Annotated in this window: 12 protein-coding genes and 2 tRNA genes; 9 read left to right on the top strand and 5 right to left on the bottom strand. The window is 53.7% G+C overall.

Features of this window, described 5'->3' with window-relative positions:
• Positions 1 to 155: 155 nt before the first annotated feature.
• The 4 genes from DFP98_RS34095 to DFP98_RS34080 form a co-directional block, all read right to left on the bottom strand.
• Positions 156 to 764: a DUF3298 and DUF4163 domain-containing protein gene (locus tag DFP98_RS34095; RefSeq protein WP_116065104.1), complete on the bottom strand. Its 609-nt coding sequence runs from the start codon at positions 762 to 764 to the stop codon at positions 156 to 158.
• Between the two features lie 31 nt (positions 765 to 795).
• Positions 796 to 2,754, bottom strand: coding sequence for a sensor histidine kinase (locus DFP98_RS34090; protein ID WP_116065103.1), 1,959 nt, complete (start codon positions 2,752 to 2,754; stop codon positions 796 to 798).
• Positions 2,751 to 4,721, bottom strand: coding sequence for a sensor histidine kinase (locus DFP98_RS34085; protein WP_116065102.1), 1,971 nt, complete (start codon positions 4,719 to 4,721; stop codon positions 2,751 to 2,753). Before DFP98_RS34085 ends, DFP98_RS34090 begins: the two co-directional genes overlap by 4 nt.
• Positions 4,722 to 4,796: 75 nt before the next feature.
• Positions 4,797 to 5,462 carry a response regulator transcription factor gene (locus tag DFP98_RS34080; protein WP_116065101.1) on the bottom strand — a complete coding sequence of 222 codons (666 nt, stop codon included), beginning with the start codon at positions 5,460 to 5,462 and terminating at the stop codon, positions 4,797 to 4,799.
• A 199-nt stretch (positions 5,463 to 5,661) separates the two neighbouring features.
• Between DFP98_RS34080 and DFP98_RS34075 the strand changes: the two genes are divergently transcribed.
• Positions 5,662 to 6,807: an HD-GYP domain-containing protein gene (locus DFP98_RS34075; RefSeq protein WP_116065100.1), complete on the top strand. Its 1,146-nt coding sequence runs from the start codon at positions 5,662 to 5,664 to the stop codon at positions 6,805 to 6,807.
• 72 nt (positions 6,808 to 6,879) lie between these two features.
• Positions 6,880 to 6,955, top strand: a tRNA-Thr gene (locus DFP98_RS34070).
• Positions 6,956 to 7,343: 388 nt separating this feature from the next.
• Here DFP98_RS34070 and DFP98_RS40080 read toward each other — a convergent pair.
• A complete protein-coding gene (locus DFP98_RS40080; RefSeq protein ID WP_281275186.1) occupies positions 7,344 to 7,478 on the bottom strand; it encodes a hypothetical protein in 135 nt (44 codons plus the stop codon).
• Positions 7,479 to 7,582: 104 nt separating this feature from the next.
• On the opposite strand from DFP98_RS40080, the gene DFP98_RS34065 reads away from it, so the two are divergent.
• From DFP98_RS34065 to DFP98_RS34035, 7 genes are all read left to right on the top strand, one after another.
• Positions 7,583 to 7,658, top strand: a tRNA-Thr gene (locus DFP98_RS34065).
• A 79-nt stretch (positions 7,659 to 7,737) separates the two neighbouring features.
• The gene (locus DFP98_RS34060) at positions 7,738 to 9,516 is read left to right on the top strand and encodes a sensor histidine kinase (RefSeq protein WP_181918118.1); all 1,779 of its coding nucleotides are present in this window, start codon (positions 7,738 to 7,740) and stop codon (positions 9,514 to 9,516) included.
• A gap of 12 nt (positions 9,517 to 9,528) precedes the next feature.
• Complete coding sequence (locus tag DFP98_RS34055) at positions 9,529 to 11,088, top strand: helix-turn-helix domain-containing protein (RefSeq protein ID WP_116065098.1); 1,560 nt, start codon at positions 9,529 to 9,531, stop codon at positions 11,086 to 11,088.
• 126 nt (positions 11,089 to 11,214) lie between these two features.
• The gene (locus DFP98_RS34050) at positions 11,215 to 12,513 is read left to right on the top strand and encodes an ABC transporter substrate-binding protein (RefSeq protein WP_116065097.1); all 1,299 of its coding nucleotides are present in this window, start codon (positions 11,215 to 11,217) and stop codon (positions 12,511 to 12,513) included.
• A 12-nt stretch (positions 12,514 to 12,525) separates the two neighbouring features.
• Positions 12,526 to 13,419 carry a carbohydrate ABC transporter permease gene (locus DFP98_RS34045; RefSeq protein ID WP_116065096.1) on the top strand — a complete coding sequence of 298 codons (894 nt, stop codon included), beginning with the start codon at positions 12,526 to 12,528 and terminating at the stop codon, positions 13,417 to 13,419.
• 12 nt (positions 13,420 to 13,431) lie between these two features.
• Complete coding sequence (locus DFP98_RS34040) at positions 13,432 to 14,298, top strand: carbohydrate ABC transporter permease (RefSeq protein WP_246017009.1); 867 nt, start codon at positions 13,432 to 13,434, stop codon at positions 14,296 to 14,298.
• A gap of 23 nt (positions 14,299 to 14,321) precedes the next feature.
• Complete coding sequence (locus DFP98_RS34035; protein WP_246017026.1) at positions 14,322 to 15,677, top strand: sulfatase family protein; 1,356 nt, start codon at positions 14,322 to 14,324, stop codon at positions 15,675 to 15,677.
• Positions 15,678 to 15,985 lie beyond the last annotated feature (308 nt).

Raw genomic sequence — 15,985 nt, 5'->3', positions numbered from 1 at the left:
AGCGCGTGATTAGCCTGGAGATTGCCTCTTACGCTCCTGAAACGACCTCGTAACGGGGTTACTCATTCCCGTTTCAGGAGCGTATAGCATCGCAGGGAGGGGCATACCCCTCCTTGGCTTATATGGGACAGCCCCTAGACTCCATATTGGACTTATCAATACATCATCGTGCCCAGAGGTCCATCCTCGTCGATGATGTCCTGAATTTCGAACACCGAGATCGGAAAGTAGGGGAAGCCCCAGGCGTAAGGAACAAGGTCGTACAGCGGAAAATAGATGACTAAGGATTTGTCGGCAATATAAAACTCTTGGTCGTCGCTAATCCCCGGATAGGGACCGAGCAAGGGGAGGTCTCGCGACTTGATCTGCGCTTCAATGATTTTGTTCAAGCGCGATTTGTAGTCGACTCCCGGCTTGAACAATTCTCCGAGCTTGTAGCTGCGGCCGGTGTCGGCGTCGAAAGTAAGCGACCGCTGCAGCGTGTTGCCGTGCGCGCCGCCTGTAAACACGTAGTTAAGGAGGGAAAGGCTGAGCACGCCTCTCTCGTTTGTCTTGATCTCGTACGTGCCGTCCATCTGCTGGATGTCGCTGCTGGGAAAACCTTGATCCTTCATCAGCCGCTGCGTCGCTTCGCCGATCGCATCGTTCATTTTCTCTTGCGCCGCGAGCGATGTTCCGCCGCTCACATACGGTACGTTGACTTTGACGTTCTTCGCGGTAAAAGTTCGAGTTCGGATCGGGAGCATTAACGTCTGTCCGTTCATCTGCATTCCCCCTCGCCTGCATGGGCTGTTGTCATCCCAGTCTATGCAGCTCGCCGGAATCGTGTGAAACGAGAGGCAAGATCAGCTTAAGCGTGAAGCCTGACTTGTCCTCCTCGACGATCAAATTTCCGCCGATTCGCTCTGCACGTTCCGCAATCGTTTGAAGTCCGAATTCCAGGTCGGCGTCAGAAGGAAGGGAGGCGTTCAGAAGGGTAAACCGCAGACCGATCTCCTCCGCATCCGCCTGTACGGAGAGACGGAAGTCGCAAGGGCGTCCCAGGTTCATTTTCGCTCCGAGTTCGATCCCTTGCTGGAGGGTCTGGAATACGACGCGTTTCTGCAACGTGTCCAAGGCGGTCGGGAGAGTGCCTGGATCGTATTCGACGGTGCAACCGCGGGAATGCTCCGCATCGCGGAATAGAGCGCCGATAGAGCCAACCAGATCGTAGTAGGAGCCGTCCTCTCGCAGAATGCGGACGAAGCGGCGTATATCCTCCAATCCGGTGCGGATAAGACTTTGAGCCGAACTGAGCTTCTCCTCGGTCAGAGGGCGGTCGTGGTCGATCAGACGTTTGGCCGCTTCAAGCTGCACGATGGTGGCGCTAAGCGTGTGGCCGACCGTATCGTGGATGCTGCCGGTAATCCGATGTCTTTCCTCCAATCTCATTGCCTCCGCCAAAGCTTCTGCATTTTCCCTCATCGATGTCTCCAAATTTTCGTGAGCCGCTTCCAATTGTTCCTTACGCTCTCTTAGCTGCGCCGTTCGGGTCTGGACGGCTTGCTCCAGCGTGCGGTTGAATTCGGTCAGCTGCCGATTCATGGCCGTGTAGCGATGGACGATAACGCGAATCAGGCACACGACGAACGCAAACAGTCCCCAGAACAGCAGATCGACGGGAAGCTCGAACACCCAACTTAGCAGGAATTTGATCTTTTGCGGGACAAACGTATGCAGAGCGGCGCGATACATATGAATGGCGACCATGGTAATCAGGGAGAGAAAACCGGCCAGCATCCATACGGATTCGATGTCCTGTTTTAAGCGATAGGCGGTTCTCATTGTCCAATAGACGAGCACGACGATCGCAAGAGACAACGGAGCGAACGCGACGATAGCTTGAACGTAGGCGGTAAAGCTGAATAGCGCGCTGGCAAGCGTCAATGCGGCATAGACAAGCAGCAGTCTTCGGGAGAGACGAAGCGTACGCGTATAAAGATTGGGGTACAGCTTCGAAATCGCGCCGACAAGCGCGTAAGCGCCAAGCGGCATGCAGGCGTCCTGAAAATGACCGGGAAACGGAGTATCCCATATCACCATGAACAAATGATTGCAGACGAGCGCTCCGTAGCCGCCGGTAAAGGACAGCAGCGCGAAGTAAAGGTACAGCGATTCTCGCTGGCTCGCATATAAGCCCAATCCGATCAGGCTGCAGAACAGGAGCAGGAAGCCCAGTATGAGGTTATCGATATCATAACGGAACATCGCATCGAGCAGATCGGCTTTGTTGCCGAGCTCAATGCGGCCGTCGATCGGAAAATGCTTCGAATATCGGACAAGCATATAGAGCTCGTCGGGCAAAGGCGCGGACAGCGGAACAAGCTTCCAACTGAAGCCGTTCTTAATCCGTTTGTCAAAGGCGGTATGTACGTATTCGTACTGCACGCTCCCGCGCTCATACACCTTCATGCTGGCGAAATTGCGAATCTGGAGATAAGGGTCGGTCAGCTTGGCGGACGGGAGCGGAATTCGCAGCCAATAGCTCTGCTCCGTCTCTAACTTTTGCGTGCTATAGCGCTGCCAGCCGGATTGGGGCGGCTGCGCCTCGTCGAAAGAGGAGGCGGGAGCCATCTGCCAGTCCTTGCCTCGCAGTGCGAAAATAAGCTCGTTGTGCCGCTGAAACGCGGACAGCAGCAATCCTAAGCCGATCAGCAGAACGACCAAAATCAATAATGCGCGATAGAGGGAGAAGCGGGCGGTAAAATTGCTCATGCTTGCCGCGCTCCTTTCTCAAGCTCCTCCGTAGGCGAACAGGGCAGCGACAACGTCAGCACGCAGCCCGGGTTACCCGGAGCAATGATCATTTTCCCGCCGAGATCGGCGATTCTTTCAGACATGGCTTTAAGGCCGAATCCGAATTCGGAAGGGGAGTAGGTTCTTCCGTCGCTGGTCAACCGGAACTCCAGACGGCCGGCAAGAGAAGTCAGTTCAAAGTCGAACCTGCGGCTGTCTCCGTGTCTTAAGCCGTTGGTCAAGCCTTCCTGCAACGCCTGGTAGATCACTCTCTTCTGCAGGGTCGAGAGACTGTCCGGCAGCGGGGATAGCCGGTAGTCGATGACGGCGCCTGTCGTTCTGGCCGTCTCCCCGATCAGCCGGTGTATCGCTTCGGCCAGATCGTAACGGCTGGAGTCGTCCCGGAGCAACCGCACGGAATTGCGGATTTCCTCGAAGCCCCTTCTGACTAGCTGCTGCGAGGCTCCCAGCTTAGAGAGAGCCAGTTCGGGATCGCGGGGGAGGAGCCGCTTGGCCGCTTCCAATTGCACCAACGTCGCCGTCAGGGAATGGCCGAGCGTGTCGTGGATAGCCCCGGTCAGTCGATGCCGCTCCTCCAAAACGATAGAGGAGGCGATCGATTCGGCCGTGTCTCTCATTGTGCCGGCTAGTTGGACGTTCGCTTCGCGAAGCTGCTCTTCTCTTTTCCGGAGCTCCGATGTACGGGTTTCGACGTTTGACTCCAAAGCTTGATTAAACTGTTTTAGCCGGTCATTCATCTGCCCGAATCGATACAGGATGACTCGCACGAGACAGATCAAGAACAGCAGCAAGGCGACGGAGAGAAAATCGTACTGCAGCACGTTCAAGATAGGGAAGGTGTAACGCATCTTCGCGAAAAATACCGTCAAATAAGTGCGGACCACATATAAAAGCGCGGTCGAAGTCACGATAAAGAAGCCCGCCAGCATCCAGATCGACTCCGGTCCCTGTCTATGCTTGTAGGCCTTCCACAGAGCATGGAACAGGAAAGCCGCCGTAATCAGAAACATCGCCACAAGCGGATAACTGAGCAGCCAACCGAACCATTTGACGTCCAGAAGAACGGCACTTGCCAACGAGAAAAGAGAGAGCGCCAGAATGATCCGGCTAATGCCGCGGAGCGTTGCGGTAAGCTTCTTGTCGAATACTTCGATGATAACGCCGAGAAACCCGTACACGCCTAGAGGGAAAACGGCGAGCTCCAAGTAGCTCATCCACGGCTGGTCCCAGAACAGCTGAAGCAGAAAAGTACGGGCGATCGCCGCGTAGCTGCCGCATAGCGCCATCAACACGAAATAGAGATGGAGCTTCTCCCGACGATTGAAATAAAGCCCTAGGGCTAGACAGGCGCTGAACAGTAAAAGCGCGGACAAAACGAATGCATAGGTTTCTTTCCGAATCAGAGAGGAGACGAATTCGCCATAAGAAGTCTGGCGGACAAACAGCTGAGGCCGATGGGGCTCCCGGTCGTCGAGCAGCATATAAATCTCGGATGGCACCGGCGTCGAGAGCGGGACGAGATTCCAATGATACAGAAGATTTAATCTATGATTGTAATCTATTGGATCATAGGCGTATAAGAGCTTGCCTCCATCGTATACGGAAAGCGCGATGGCGTTCAGAATAAACAATCGGGGATCGCGAGAATCGCTAGGCTCCAGGGGGATGCGCATCCAATATAAGGAGGAGTTCGACGGGTGACTGGGCTTGTCTGAATAGGGAAGCCAGCCGTCCGCGGGAGGCTCTGAAGCTTGCGCCGAATCGGCCGGAGTCCAGCTCCAACTGTCCGGGGGCAACCCGGCGGAATTGAAATCGCGGCTCATCGCGACCAAGCCCCATGCCAGAAGGACATGAAGGCAGATCAGTACCGCAAGAAAACGCAACAACGGCAGATGACTGCGCACGCCGCTCCCGACCAACTTCATTCCTCCACCCGGCGCCTTGCTTGCGGCGCTGTTATCATTCTACCCGGGCGGCGAGAAGTGGCCTAGTGACGGGAGTCATATGATCGTCATATCTTTTAACCAGATGACGGCTTGCGTTCTGTCGTTCGTACCGATTTTATCGTAAATGGAGCTGATGTAATTTTTGACCGTGCCTTCGCTCATGAAGAGCAACTGGGCGATCTCCTTGTTCGTGCGGCCCTCCACCATCAAGGCGATAATGCTCATCTCCCGGTTAGTGAACTTCAAGTCCATCGTCCGTTCGCGAGAACGGGAGGATGGGAACTTGCCGGCTGCGGGAGAGGGCGATGCAAGCTTGGCCGCCAGCTTAACGGCGATGGACGAGGGAAGCATGAGCTCTCCCTGCGAGGCGTCCCGAATCGCTTGCAGCAGCTTCTCGGTCGGAATGTCCTTCAGCAGAAAACCGACCGCTCCGCTGGCCAGAGCCTCGATAATATATTCGTCTTCGTCAAATGTTGTAAGGACGAGCACTTTGGTATGCGGAGATTCGTCGCGCAGCTTCTTGACCGCCTCGATCCCGTTCATGACCGGCATGCGGATATCCATCAGGACCAGGTCCGGGTCATGAATCGCGACAAGTCGGCAGGCTTCTTCTCCGTTCTCGGCGGTAGCGATAACCTCGATATCGTGCTCCAGTTGAAGAATCGTCTGCAGTCCGTCTCTCATTAACGCTTGATCGTCGGCAATCAATATTTTAAGCATGCGTGCGATCTCCCCTTTCTTTTCCATTATAGTGGATCGGGCGGATTTGAACAGACGCAACTATCGGATTTGTGGCCGGCGTGCATGACGGAATCGGTGACAGGGGTCACTGGTCATATGACGAGCGGTTCCGCTACGATTAAGCCATGGGAACGGGGACAGGCGACGCCCCGCATATCGACTAAGGGAGCGGAAAACAATGATCATTATTCATACAAGCCAATGCCGTCCAGGGATGAAGCTTGGCAGATCTATCTATACGGAGCAGGGTCATGTGCTGGCCGGCAGAGGTTTCGTGCTGACCGAGCACGCCATCAGAAGATTACAGCAGCTGGGAATGCCGTATCTTCATATCGAGGAGGAGGGCACGGAGGATATTGCTCCCGATCAGGCGATTCGCGACGAAACGACGATTGTTCTGCACGGAGCGCTGACCCATGTCATGGACGAACTGCTCGGCGGAGACAAGGAGACGCTGTCTCCGAACGTAGTTCGTTTCGTGTGCGACGCGACGAAAATACTGGTGGACGACTTGAAGTCGCGCCGCAACGCTCCCAGCCTGCCGGTTCATTTGACGACGACGCTGACGGACGGGGATAAGCAGCATTTTCTTGAGCATGCGATGAACGTGGGCGTCTGTGCGACTCGGCTTGGTTTGGAGGAGGGGTTGGCGACAGAGGATCTGCATGCGCTGGCGATCGGAGCGATGCTGCACGACGTTGGCAGGCTGCTGCTTCCTAGCGGGTTGAAGGCACGCGTGACTCTGAACGACCAAGCCTATATGAAGCATGCCGAGCTGGGCTACAAGCTGCTTCGGGACAGCGGTTTTCCGCTTATGGCCGCTCACTGCGCGTTGTTCCATCATGAAAGGCTGGACGGGAGCGGGTATCCGTTCGGGCTGGAGGGCAAGAAGATTCATCCTCATCATCAGTGGATCAGCATTTTCGACATGTTCGATACGATGGTGAACGGGCGGGGCAACGGCGCTCCGATGCTGCCGCACGAGGCTCTGGAAGTGCTGTACGGAGGCGCCGGATCGCTGTACGACATGGATAAGGTGCGCAGATTGCGCGACAATATGGCGCTTTTCCCGAGAGGAACGACGGTGCGTCTTAGCACCGGCGAGTTGGGCGTCGTCTCCGCGCTTCATGAAGACAGCAAGCAGCGGCCGATCGTCCGCGTCATCCGCTCGTCCGAAGGGGAGCTGCTGAGCAAGCCGTACGAAGTCGATTTGAAGCGCCAGCTGCATCTGATGATCAGCGGATTCGGCAACGAACAGCCGGAGGCGAAGGAGACTCCGGAGCGTCTGGAGCCGCGTTCGAACAAGGTATTTCATGTCGTCTGACGGGAAAATAAGATGAACAGCGAAAAATCGCTTGACTTTTGCTTCTGAAATGACTAAGATAATAAAGGATTTGCTGATGTAGCTCAGCTGGTAGAGCAACGCATTCGTAATGCGTAGGTCGGGGGTTCGAATCCCTTCATCAGCACCACTAAATAAATCCTTTAATGGCGCGCTTTCCCGGGATTCGGGCGGTGCGCTTTTTTAGTGCAACGGATGCTTTATGATTTCGTTGCATTAACCCAATTTCTTGTTCCGATCCTTCCGATCCCGCTCCAGTTCCAGTTCCAGTTCCAGTTCCAGTTCCAGTTCCTATCCCGCTTCGGCCAAAATGTTATTGAGCTATCTTGGGAATTTCATATCCCGTGCTAGAGCGGAAATTCCGCCTTAAATTTGGGGAATCGTCCATTTCGAAGAGAATAGAGCGGATTATCCTCCTTAAATTTGGAAAAATACATATTTTTGAAAAATAAAGCGGAAAACCCGCTTTAATCTCGCCGATTTAACCTGATCGCTGCAAATAAAGCGGAAAACCCGCTTTATTCCAAAATGGACGGACCGACAAGCTCCAGCCTTCGCCCCCATTCAACAGCCAACTCAACCAACTGCCGAACCAATCGCCGCCCGTCATTCAACAGCCAACCCAGCCAACCCAGCCAACCCAGCCAACCCATCCAACAGCCACCACAATCACTCGTCACACGATTAATCGTCAAACCCTTGCATTTTGTGTCGAAACGTGGTACCATCTTATCTTGTGAGCAATCAAAATGAATATGCCGACTTAGCTCAATTGGTAGAGCAACTGACTTGTAATCAGTAGGTTGGGGGTTCAAGTCCTCTAGTCGGCACCAGTTTTTTACAGAATGCATTTTATCTTCCGCGTGGGAGATGAAGTGCTTTTTTTCTTGTGGTACGATAAGAAAGCTTTATGTGGACACCTTCAGCCGGCAGCAGGACGAGTACGATTACAGCGAGAGAGGGGAGTCGGCGCATTTGTTAACTAGAATGTTCAACAACATGAAGATCCAGAACAAGCTCTTCGTCACGATTGCCCCTTTGTTTCTGATCGGCGTCATCGCCCTGACGTCCGTTGCCTACGAGGCGGCGAAGCAAAGTATCGTGCGTCAGGTGAGGGATTCCAAGCAGCTGCTCCTGCAGCAAGTATCGGAGAAGCTGGAATCGATCAATCAGAGCATGCTCTCGGTTTCCAACATCTACTACCTGAACCCGAAGGTCAGAGACTGGCTCCGCAGCAGCCCCCGCTCAACGGAGTATGAGAAGTATAGAGCGCTCAAGCAAGTCATCGAGACGGTAGGCGATACGGGGAACTATTTTGAGCATCTTAAATATTCGACCGCCTTCATCGGATTTAACGGGGCGGTCTATTCGAGTTCATCGGACGAGCAGGGGAACTACGATTTTAGCGAAGAGCTGAGCATGCAGGAGCGGATCACGGATAAAAATAAAATGTACTGGAGCGACACTTACCTGCATCATGGTAAAAACGTGTTTTCCGCCGTTCGCTATTTACGCGATATCTATACTGGAGAGGATCTGGGGCTGCTCGTGCTCGACTTCGAAGAGCGGCTGCTGTTCGATGCATATAAAAATCTGACCGGCGTGCAGTTGATGATCGTCAATGACAAAGGGCAAATTTTGTCCGCGCGCGACGAGTCGTTAGTGGGGCAGTCGATCGGGGAAGAATCGTACTTTCTCAAGCTGAGCCCCTATACAGATGGAAGCTTCATGGCGGATGCCGAGGGGGAAAATTCTCTTGTCACATTCCGCACAGTTCCGCAGATGAACTGGTTTCTGATCGAGAGGACGCCGGTTTCCGTGCTGCTGCAGGATATGAACCAGATTCGCAATCTCATTATGTTCGCAGCCATTGCTATTCTGATCGCCTTGTTTGCGCTGTCGTATTATTTGTCCTATCGGATTTCCGCACCGCTCAAAAGGCTGGTGGGATCGATGCAGCAGGCGCAGAGCGGGGATTTCAACGTATCGGTGTCCGTCGATCGCACGGACGAGATCGGTCTCCTCATGAAAAAATACAACACGATGCTAAGCCGGATCGATCAATTGCTGACACAGGTGCAGCAAGAGAACGAGCTGAAACGTTCGGCGGAAATTCAGGCGCTTCATTCGCAGATCAATCCTCACTTCCTATACAACACGTTAAACTCAATCCGCTGGATGGCCAAAACGAACAACGTGGCCATGGTTAACCGCATGATTATTTCCTTGGTGCGCCTGCTGCGCAAAAGCTTCAGGCAGGATCAGGAACGAATCACCTTCGAGGAGGAGCTGCAGTTTCTCTCCGATTATATTTTCATCCAAAAGGTTCGCTACGGCGATAAGTTCGATGTCGTGTTCCACATTGAGGAGGAAGTCAAGAGTTGCCTGACTTTGCATCTTCTGCTGCAGCCGTTGCTGGAAAACGCGATTTTCCACGGCATTGAGCCGAAGGACGGCAACGGCCTGATTACGGTAAGCGCATGGCTTAGCGATGATCAGCTGTGGATCGAGATCGAGGACGACGGAGTGGGAATGGATCCGGACCAGGGCAGACGAGGCTTGGGCATTCGCAGCGTGGAGCAGCGGATTAAATTGCACTTTGGCGAGCAGTACGGGATGAAGCTGGAAAGCAGCAGAGGCGGCGGGACAAAAATTACAATCCGGATTCCGGCAATCAAGCAAAACAGCTAGGGGCGATGAAGCATGTGGAAGGTTCTGATCGTGGACGACGAGAAGCCGATTCGGCAATGGTTCGAGCACGTCATTCGCCAATGCGGCGACGAATTCGAGATTGCGGGCCTCGCGGCCAACGGGCAAGAGGCTCTCAAGCTATGTATGTCGACCGCGCCGGATATCGTGATCACGGATATTAAAATGCCGGTCATGGACGGGCTTGAACTGATTGAGCAAGCGAGACGGGTAAACGCGGATATTTCCTTCCTCATTCTGAGCAACTATGACGAGTTTGAATTCGTTCGTCATGGGCTGAGAGTCGGAGTGAAGGATTATTTGCTGAAGGCGGAGACAGACGATCAGGATATTGTGGCTGCATTGCGCAAAATTTCGGAGGATCGAAAGCGCAAGGGAGTTCGACAAGACCGTGAGCAGCCGCAGCTTCGCGACGTTCTGAGTCGGCCGGAGGAATGGCTCTCGCTTGAACTGCTGCAGGGGACGATGCGTTGGGTGATCTGCGGTCTTGACCGGACGGCGCAAGGCAATCTCGGGACGGGCCCCATTCCTTCGACCTCGCTGACGGAAGTGTACCGGAACTGGGCGGAGGCCGCTTTCACTCGGGGGCGTATTCAACTGTTTGTTGACGAGCGAGATGATAGTGTAGCTATGCTGATCGGTTATTCTCACGCGTCGGCTATGCCGTCCGACGTAGAACTGGCAGATCGGTGCAGAGCTTGGGGAGCGGAGGCTCGTACGAAATACGACTGCACGGTTTCGTTCGGAATCGGCGAGACGTTCTCCTCTTCGGCCGCTCTACACAGCGAGTTTCGCAAAGCGAAACGGGCGTATCGTCTTCAATTCTATACTGGTGAGATGAGCGTTCATCTGGCCAAAGGGAGCGGGGATTTCGGCTTGTCTGAGGATCATGCGGCGGCAGCCGAAATTATGAAACCGTTAAAATCGGCCGACTTAATGGAGTCGGGCTTAATCAAGCGGGTGCTGCAGGGGCTCGACGAATTCAAAGCGAGACTCGTAGAGCCGTCGGAAACGGCGGAGGCCGTCCGTGCCTTCCTGGAACGGATGGAGGGTCAGCTAATAGGGAAAACTGAACGGCGATATGCGGAATCTCCAGATATCTTCTCCGATCTGGAACGGCCATCCTGCTGGCAAGAGCTGAAAGAGGCGGTTCAGCGTCATCTGTCCCGAATGCAGGAAATAGCCTATCGTCATACTTTTGTGTACAGCGAGACGACCAATCGAATTATGGCTTATCTGAGCGAGCACTATGCGGATAAGCTGTCCATGTCGGTGCTGGCGGACCAAGTGCACATGAACGAAAATTATTTGTCCCAGCTGTTTAAAAAAGAGACGGGCAAGACGATTACGCGCTATATGATCGAGGTTCGAATGGAGCAAGCCAAGCGGCTGCTGGCCACGATGCGTCATAAGGTCAACCAAGTCGCATCCGAGGTCGGCTATGCGAGCGAGGCTCATTTCAGCACGGCTTTTAAGACATATTATGGCATTACTCCGTCTCAATACGTCGATTCTCTAAGGCAGCCGATACAAAATCTAAGCGAGCCGCAATGAGCGTTCGCCGCCGGACAAGAGAGCGAAGTTAAACGAAACAAGCTCTAATCGGCTCGTATGGTTCACCGCAAACCTCTCCTTTAACATGTGATTGTAAGCCGTTACAAAACTTAAAGGAGAATCCATATGAACAAAAAAACAGGGTGGCTATTGACCTCAGTGGTGGCGTTGTCGATGACGCTGAGCGCATGTTCCGGTTCAAGCAACAGCGACCAATTAAGCAAAGGCGACGATTCTGGAAACGGGCAGACGCAGCAGAAGGTACTGAAATTCTGGATGCGCGGCTCCGGCCCGAACGAAGCGCTGACGCGCAGCGTCGCCTCCGATATTGCAGCCTTCGAAGCGCAAAATCCCGATATCAAAGTTGAAATCGATTACATTCCCTACGCGGACGTAGAAGCCAAGTGGAACACCGCATTCGCGGGCGGCACGGCGCCGGATTTGTTCGAGGTCGGCATTATCAACATTGCCAGCCGCGCGAATTTGGAGCAGTTTGCTCCCCTTGACGATTTTATTAACGGCTGGGCGGGGAAGGACGACATCATCGACAATATCTACAAGCTGGGCAGCTATAAGGATAAAGTGTACGGAATGGGTTATATGCCTGCCCCTAACGTGTTCGCCTATCGCAAAGATTATTTCGAGGCAGCGGGCCTTGACCCGAACACCCCTCCGAAAAACTGGGAGGAGCTAATGGAATACTCCCAGAAGCTGGCCGTTATCGAAAACGGCAAAGTCGTAAGAGGCGGCTTCGACGTTCCCAAGCAGAACGGCTCGTTCTGGCTGGAAATTTTCGGACATCAGAACGGAAGCGCGGTAGTGGACGAAACGAATGAAATGCCGGTGTTCGATGAGCCGGCAGCGGTGGAAGCGTTGGAGTTCGTCAAGGAGCTGTCGCAGTATTCGATCCCTTACGATGCGCAGAAAGCGGAAACCGTTCCTTTCCGCTTGGGTCAGTCCGCGATGACTTATATTGCCCCCGATTCGATCGGAGAGATGATTAAGAACGACCCGAGCCTGGAAGGCAAAATCGGCGTTGCCAGCAACGTTCCCGGCAAACAGCCGTCTACCTTTAACGGACTTCGCCTGTTCTCGATCGCCAGCACGAGCAAGCAGAAGGACGAGGCGTGGAAGCTGATCGAGTTTTTCCTGAGCAAGGAGCGCGCGGAGCTGAGAATGAAAGAACTGATGGTTCCGGTCGTTAATAAGTCGTTGTCGGATCGTTTTGTCGAGATGGATCCGGAGATGAACGCAGCCATTATGGAGGCGGTTCAGATCGGAGCCGGCCGGCCGAAGGTCACCTGGTCGCCGCTATTCGAGAAATATTCCAACCAGGGATACGAAGAGGCGTTATTCGGAGTGAAGCCGGTGGAGCAGGCTCTCAAGGACGCCGTTGCCGATCTGAAAAAAGAGATCGGTAAGTAACGGGGCGCCGCCATGCGATACTTTCGAAATAAGAGTGTGTTTACGGACCGCTCCGGTTACTTGTTCATTCTTCCGTTTTACGCATTGTTCGTTTACTTCCTGTTGATTCCGATCGGGGAAGTTATCTATTACAGCTTTACGGATTTTAATCTGTTTTCGGAACGCAAGCTGGTCGGATTCCACAACTTCAATCTGCTTTTGGAAGACCAGGTCTTCCTGAAGGCGATGAGAAACACGGGCGTTTATTTCTTGTTCACCTTGATTCCAACAATGACGCTTGGCCTCTTGGCTGCGGTGCTGCTGAATACGACGCTGTTCAGAACGTCGTGGGCCCGCGCGCTGGTGTTTATGCCGCATATCGTCTCGATGGTGTCGGTGTCGATGGTGTGGATGTGGCTGTACGATCCGACCTATGGCTTGTTTAACCGAGTTCTGAGCTCGCTGGGCTTTGATACGATGCATTGGCTGATCGATCCGAAGACGGCCATGCCCTCTGTCATCGTGATGAGCATCTGGAAGGGCATCGGGTACAATATGATTATTTTTCTGGCCGGCTTGCAAGGTATACCGAAGGATTATTACGAGGCCGCAGAGGTTGACGGGGCCAGCAAAATTAAGCAGTTCTTGCATATTACCGTACCGCTGCTCGCTCCCGCCACCTTCTTCCTGTTCGTGACCGGCGTCATTAATTCTTTTAACGTATTTGAGCAGATCAATGTGATGACCTCGGGAGGTCCGGTCAATTCGACGACGACGATGGTTCATCAGATTTACTTGAGAGCGTTCACGGAGTTTAAGATGGGCTACGCTTCGGCGCAATCGGTGACGCTGCTGTGCGGAGTCGTGCTGATTACGATTCTGAACTACCGCTTCGGCGGGTCGCGGAAAAAGTATGGAGAGGATTAGGAGGGATGTGCGTTGAAACGGCTGTCTTATCGTAAAATCGCGCTGCTCGCTGCCATCGTGCTCCTGTCCGCGATAGTCGCAATGCCGTTTGTGCTGATGCTGTTAAGCTCGTTCAAGACGATGGCGGAAATTCAGTCTCCCGTGTTTCGAATATTGCCGAATTCGTTCTCGTTCAACAACTACATCGAGGCGATGAATCAAGGCAATTGGAGCCGTTATTTTACCAACTCGCTTGTCATTACCCTGATCACGGTCAGCTTGGGCTTAATCACGATGTCGATGGCGGGGTATGCATTTGCCAGACTGAATTTCAAAGGAAGAGACCTGCTGTTTTTCTTCTCGCTGATCGGACTGATGATTCCGGAGCAGGTCATTCTCGTACCGGTGTTTATTAAGATCAAGCAATTCCCGTTGTTCGGCGGCAACGATCTGTGGGGAACCGGCGGCGTCGGAATGCTCAACTCCTATCTGGGGCTGATCATTCCGCAGATTGCCCATCCTTTCGGCGTATTTCTGTTCCGGCAGTTTTTCCTGCAGTTTCCGAAGGCGCTTGACGAGGCGGCGAAAATCGACGGCTGCTCCCGCTTGCGGGCGCTGCTCAGAATTTACGTGCCCGCCAGCTTGCCGGTATTCGCGACGGTTGCGCTGCTCAAATCGATCGGTTCCTGGAACCAGTACACTTGGCCGCTCGTCATCACGAACGATAACAGCATGAGAACGGTGCAGCTGGCTTTGAGCATTTTCAAGACGGAATATTCGGTTCAATGGAATTATATTTTGCCGGCGACGACGCTGATCGCGCTGCCTGTGCTGCTTCTATTCTTCTTGCTGCAAAAATACTATGTCAGAGGTATCGTAACCTCCGGCGTCAAAGGGTAATGGAAGGAGGGATCGACGTGAGCATGAATTCAGCAGCAGATAGACGTCCCAATGTGATTTGGGTATTCGGCGACCAACACCGCGCACAAGCGTTAGGATGCAACGGAGACAGCAATGTGCACACGCCGAACATCGACAATCTGGCGGCCGGGGGCGTCAACTTCAACCGTGCGTTATCCGGGTTTCCGCTGTGCTGTCCCACCAGAGGTTCGCTGTTGACCGGGCGCTATCCGCATCACTGCGTGCCGGGGCATGAACGTCGTCTTCCGGAAGACCAGCCTACGATCGCGAACGTATTTAATGAAGAAGGCTACGAGACGGCGTATTTCGGAAAATGGCATCTGGACGGGTTTCAGGAGAGCGAGGGCCGCGGAGCGTACCATATCGTACCTCCGGAGCGCCGGGGTGGCTTCCGTCGTTGGATCGGATACGAGAACAACAACAGTCCGTGGGATTGCTGGGTGCATGGAGGGGAAGGTGAGGATGCTTTCCACTACAGGCTTCCGGGTTTTGAAACCGACGAGATGACAAACCTGTTCATCGATTATATTCGCGAGCGCGGAGAGGAACAGAAGGCTGGAGATGCTAATTCCTTCTTCGCCGTTCTGTCCGTACAGGCTCCGCACAATCCTTACATGGCTCCGGAAGCGTTTCGCCGTGAGCATACACCCGGCAACGTCGAGCTAAGGCCGAACGTACCGCCGATTGCCCGGGTCCGGGATGAGGCGCAGGTGAATCTGTCGGGCTATTATGCGATGATCGAGAACCTGGATTGGAATTTGGGACGGATCAGAGAGAGCCTGCGCGAAGCGGGGCTGGATCTGGATACGCACATCGTCTTCTTCAGCGATCATGGCGATATGCACGGTAGTCACGGTCAGTTTCACAAAACAAGCCCCTGGGAGGAAGCGATTCGCGTTCCGTTCATGATCGGCGGGGAAAGGCCGTTCTACGGCCGAATAACCGGCACTTCATCGGCGCTGCTCAACCATGTGGACGTGGCTCCGACGACATTGGGGCTGTGCGGGATTGAGACTCCGGAGTGGATGGAAGGGACGGATTATTCGTCTCATCGGCTGCCGGGGCGCGGGAGAGCAGAAGACGACGAACCTGATTCCGCCTACCTGCAATCGGTCATCCCGACCGGTCACGGCCACAGCATCGATAAGCCTTGGCGCGGCATCATCACGAAGGACGGCTGGAAGTTCGTCTGCTTCGAGGGCGTATCGTGGCTCATGTTTAATCTGAACGAGGACCCGTACGAATTGGCGAATATGGCGCACAACAGCGTTTACGCGGGCAAACGTGCCGAGCTGCTCGGCAAGCTTCGCGAATGGATCGAGCGGACCGGGGATTCCTTTGAGTTACCGGAGAATTGAATGAGTATAAACGCAAGCTTGAGGCTGGATTGCCTTGGGTTTGCGTTTTTTTCTGATATGTCAGGCTTCCATACAGCAGTACCTTGCTTCCACGTACGATGGGACAATTTTAGGCGGAAAACCCGCGCTAATTTTGTCGAAGTAGGAAAATGAGTAAAAATAACGAGGGAAATCCGCTTTGATTTCTTGAAAATGGATAATTGAAGAAAATAACTCCACAGCCCCCTAATTCAGTTGGAGTCCTCCACCACGAAAATGTACACTTAGTACATGAGGAGGATGAGCGCAGTGGGAAAAATGTCTGAACA

The organism is Cohnella phaseoli, assembly GCF_003386235.1.
GTDB lineage: Bacteria > Bacillota > Bacilli > Paenibacillales > Paenibacillaceae > Cohnella > Cohnella phaseoli.
The sequence above is the reverse complement of the archived record's forward strand: the minus strand, read 5'-3'. Positions and strand labels throughout refer to the sequence as shown.

What these genes read in the sequence shown, in the direction of transcription:
- DFP98_RS34095 (WP_116065104.1), bottom strand. Translation starts at nt 764, where the DNA reads ATGAACGGACAGACGTTAATGCTCCCGATCCGAACTCGAACTTTTACC.
- DFP98_RS34085 (WP_116065102.1), bottom strand. Translation starts at nt 4,721, where the DNA reads ATGAAGTTGGTCGGGAGCGGCGTGCGCAGTCATCTGCCGTTGTTGCGT.
- DFP98_RS34075 (WP_116065100.1), top strand. Translation starts at nt 5,662, where the DNA reads ATGATCATTATTCATACAAGCCAATGCCGTCCAGGGATGAAGCTTGGC.
- DFP98_RS34045 (WP_116065096.1), top strand. Translation starts at nt 12,526, where the DNA reads ATGCGATACTTTCGAAATAAGAGTGTGTTTACGGACCGCTCCGGTTAC.
- DFP98_RS40080 (WP_281275186.1), bottom strand. Translation starts at nt 7,478, where the DNA reads ATGGGTTGGCTGGGTTGGCTGGGTTGGCTGGGTTGGCTGTTGAATGAC.
- DFP98_RS34055 (WP_116065098.1), top strand. Translation starts at nt 9,529, where the DNA reads ATGTGGAAGGTTCTGATCGTGGACGACGAGAAGCCGATTCGGCAATGG.
- DFP98_RS34090 (WP_116065103.1), bottom strand. Translation starts at nt 2,754, where the DNA reads ATGAGCAATTTTACCGCCCGCTTCTCCCTCTATCGCGCATTATTGATT.
- DFP98_RS34035 (WP_246017026.1), top strand. Translation starts at nt 14,322, where the DNA reads ATGAATTCAGCAGCAGATAGACGTCCCAATGTGATTTGGGTATTCGGC.
- DFP98_RS34080 (WP_116065101.1), bottom strand. Translation starts at nt 5,462, where the DNA reads ATGCTTAAAATATTGATTGCCGACGATCAAGCGTTAATGAGAGACGGA.
- DFP98_RS34050 (WP_116065097.1), top strand. Translation starts at nt 11,215, where the DNA reads ATGAACAAAAAAACAGGGTGGCTATTGACCTCAGTGGTGGCGTTGTCG.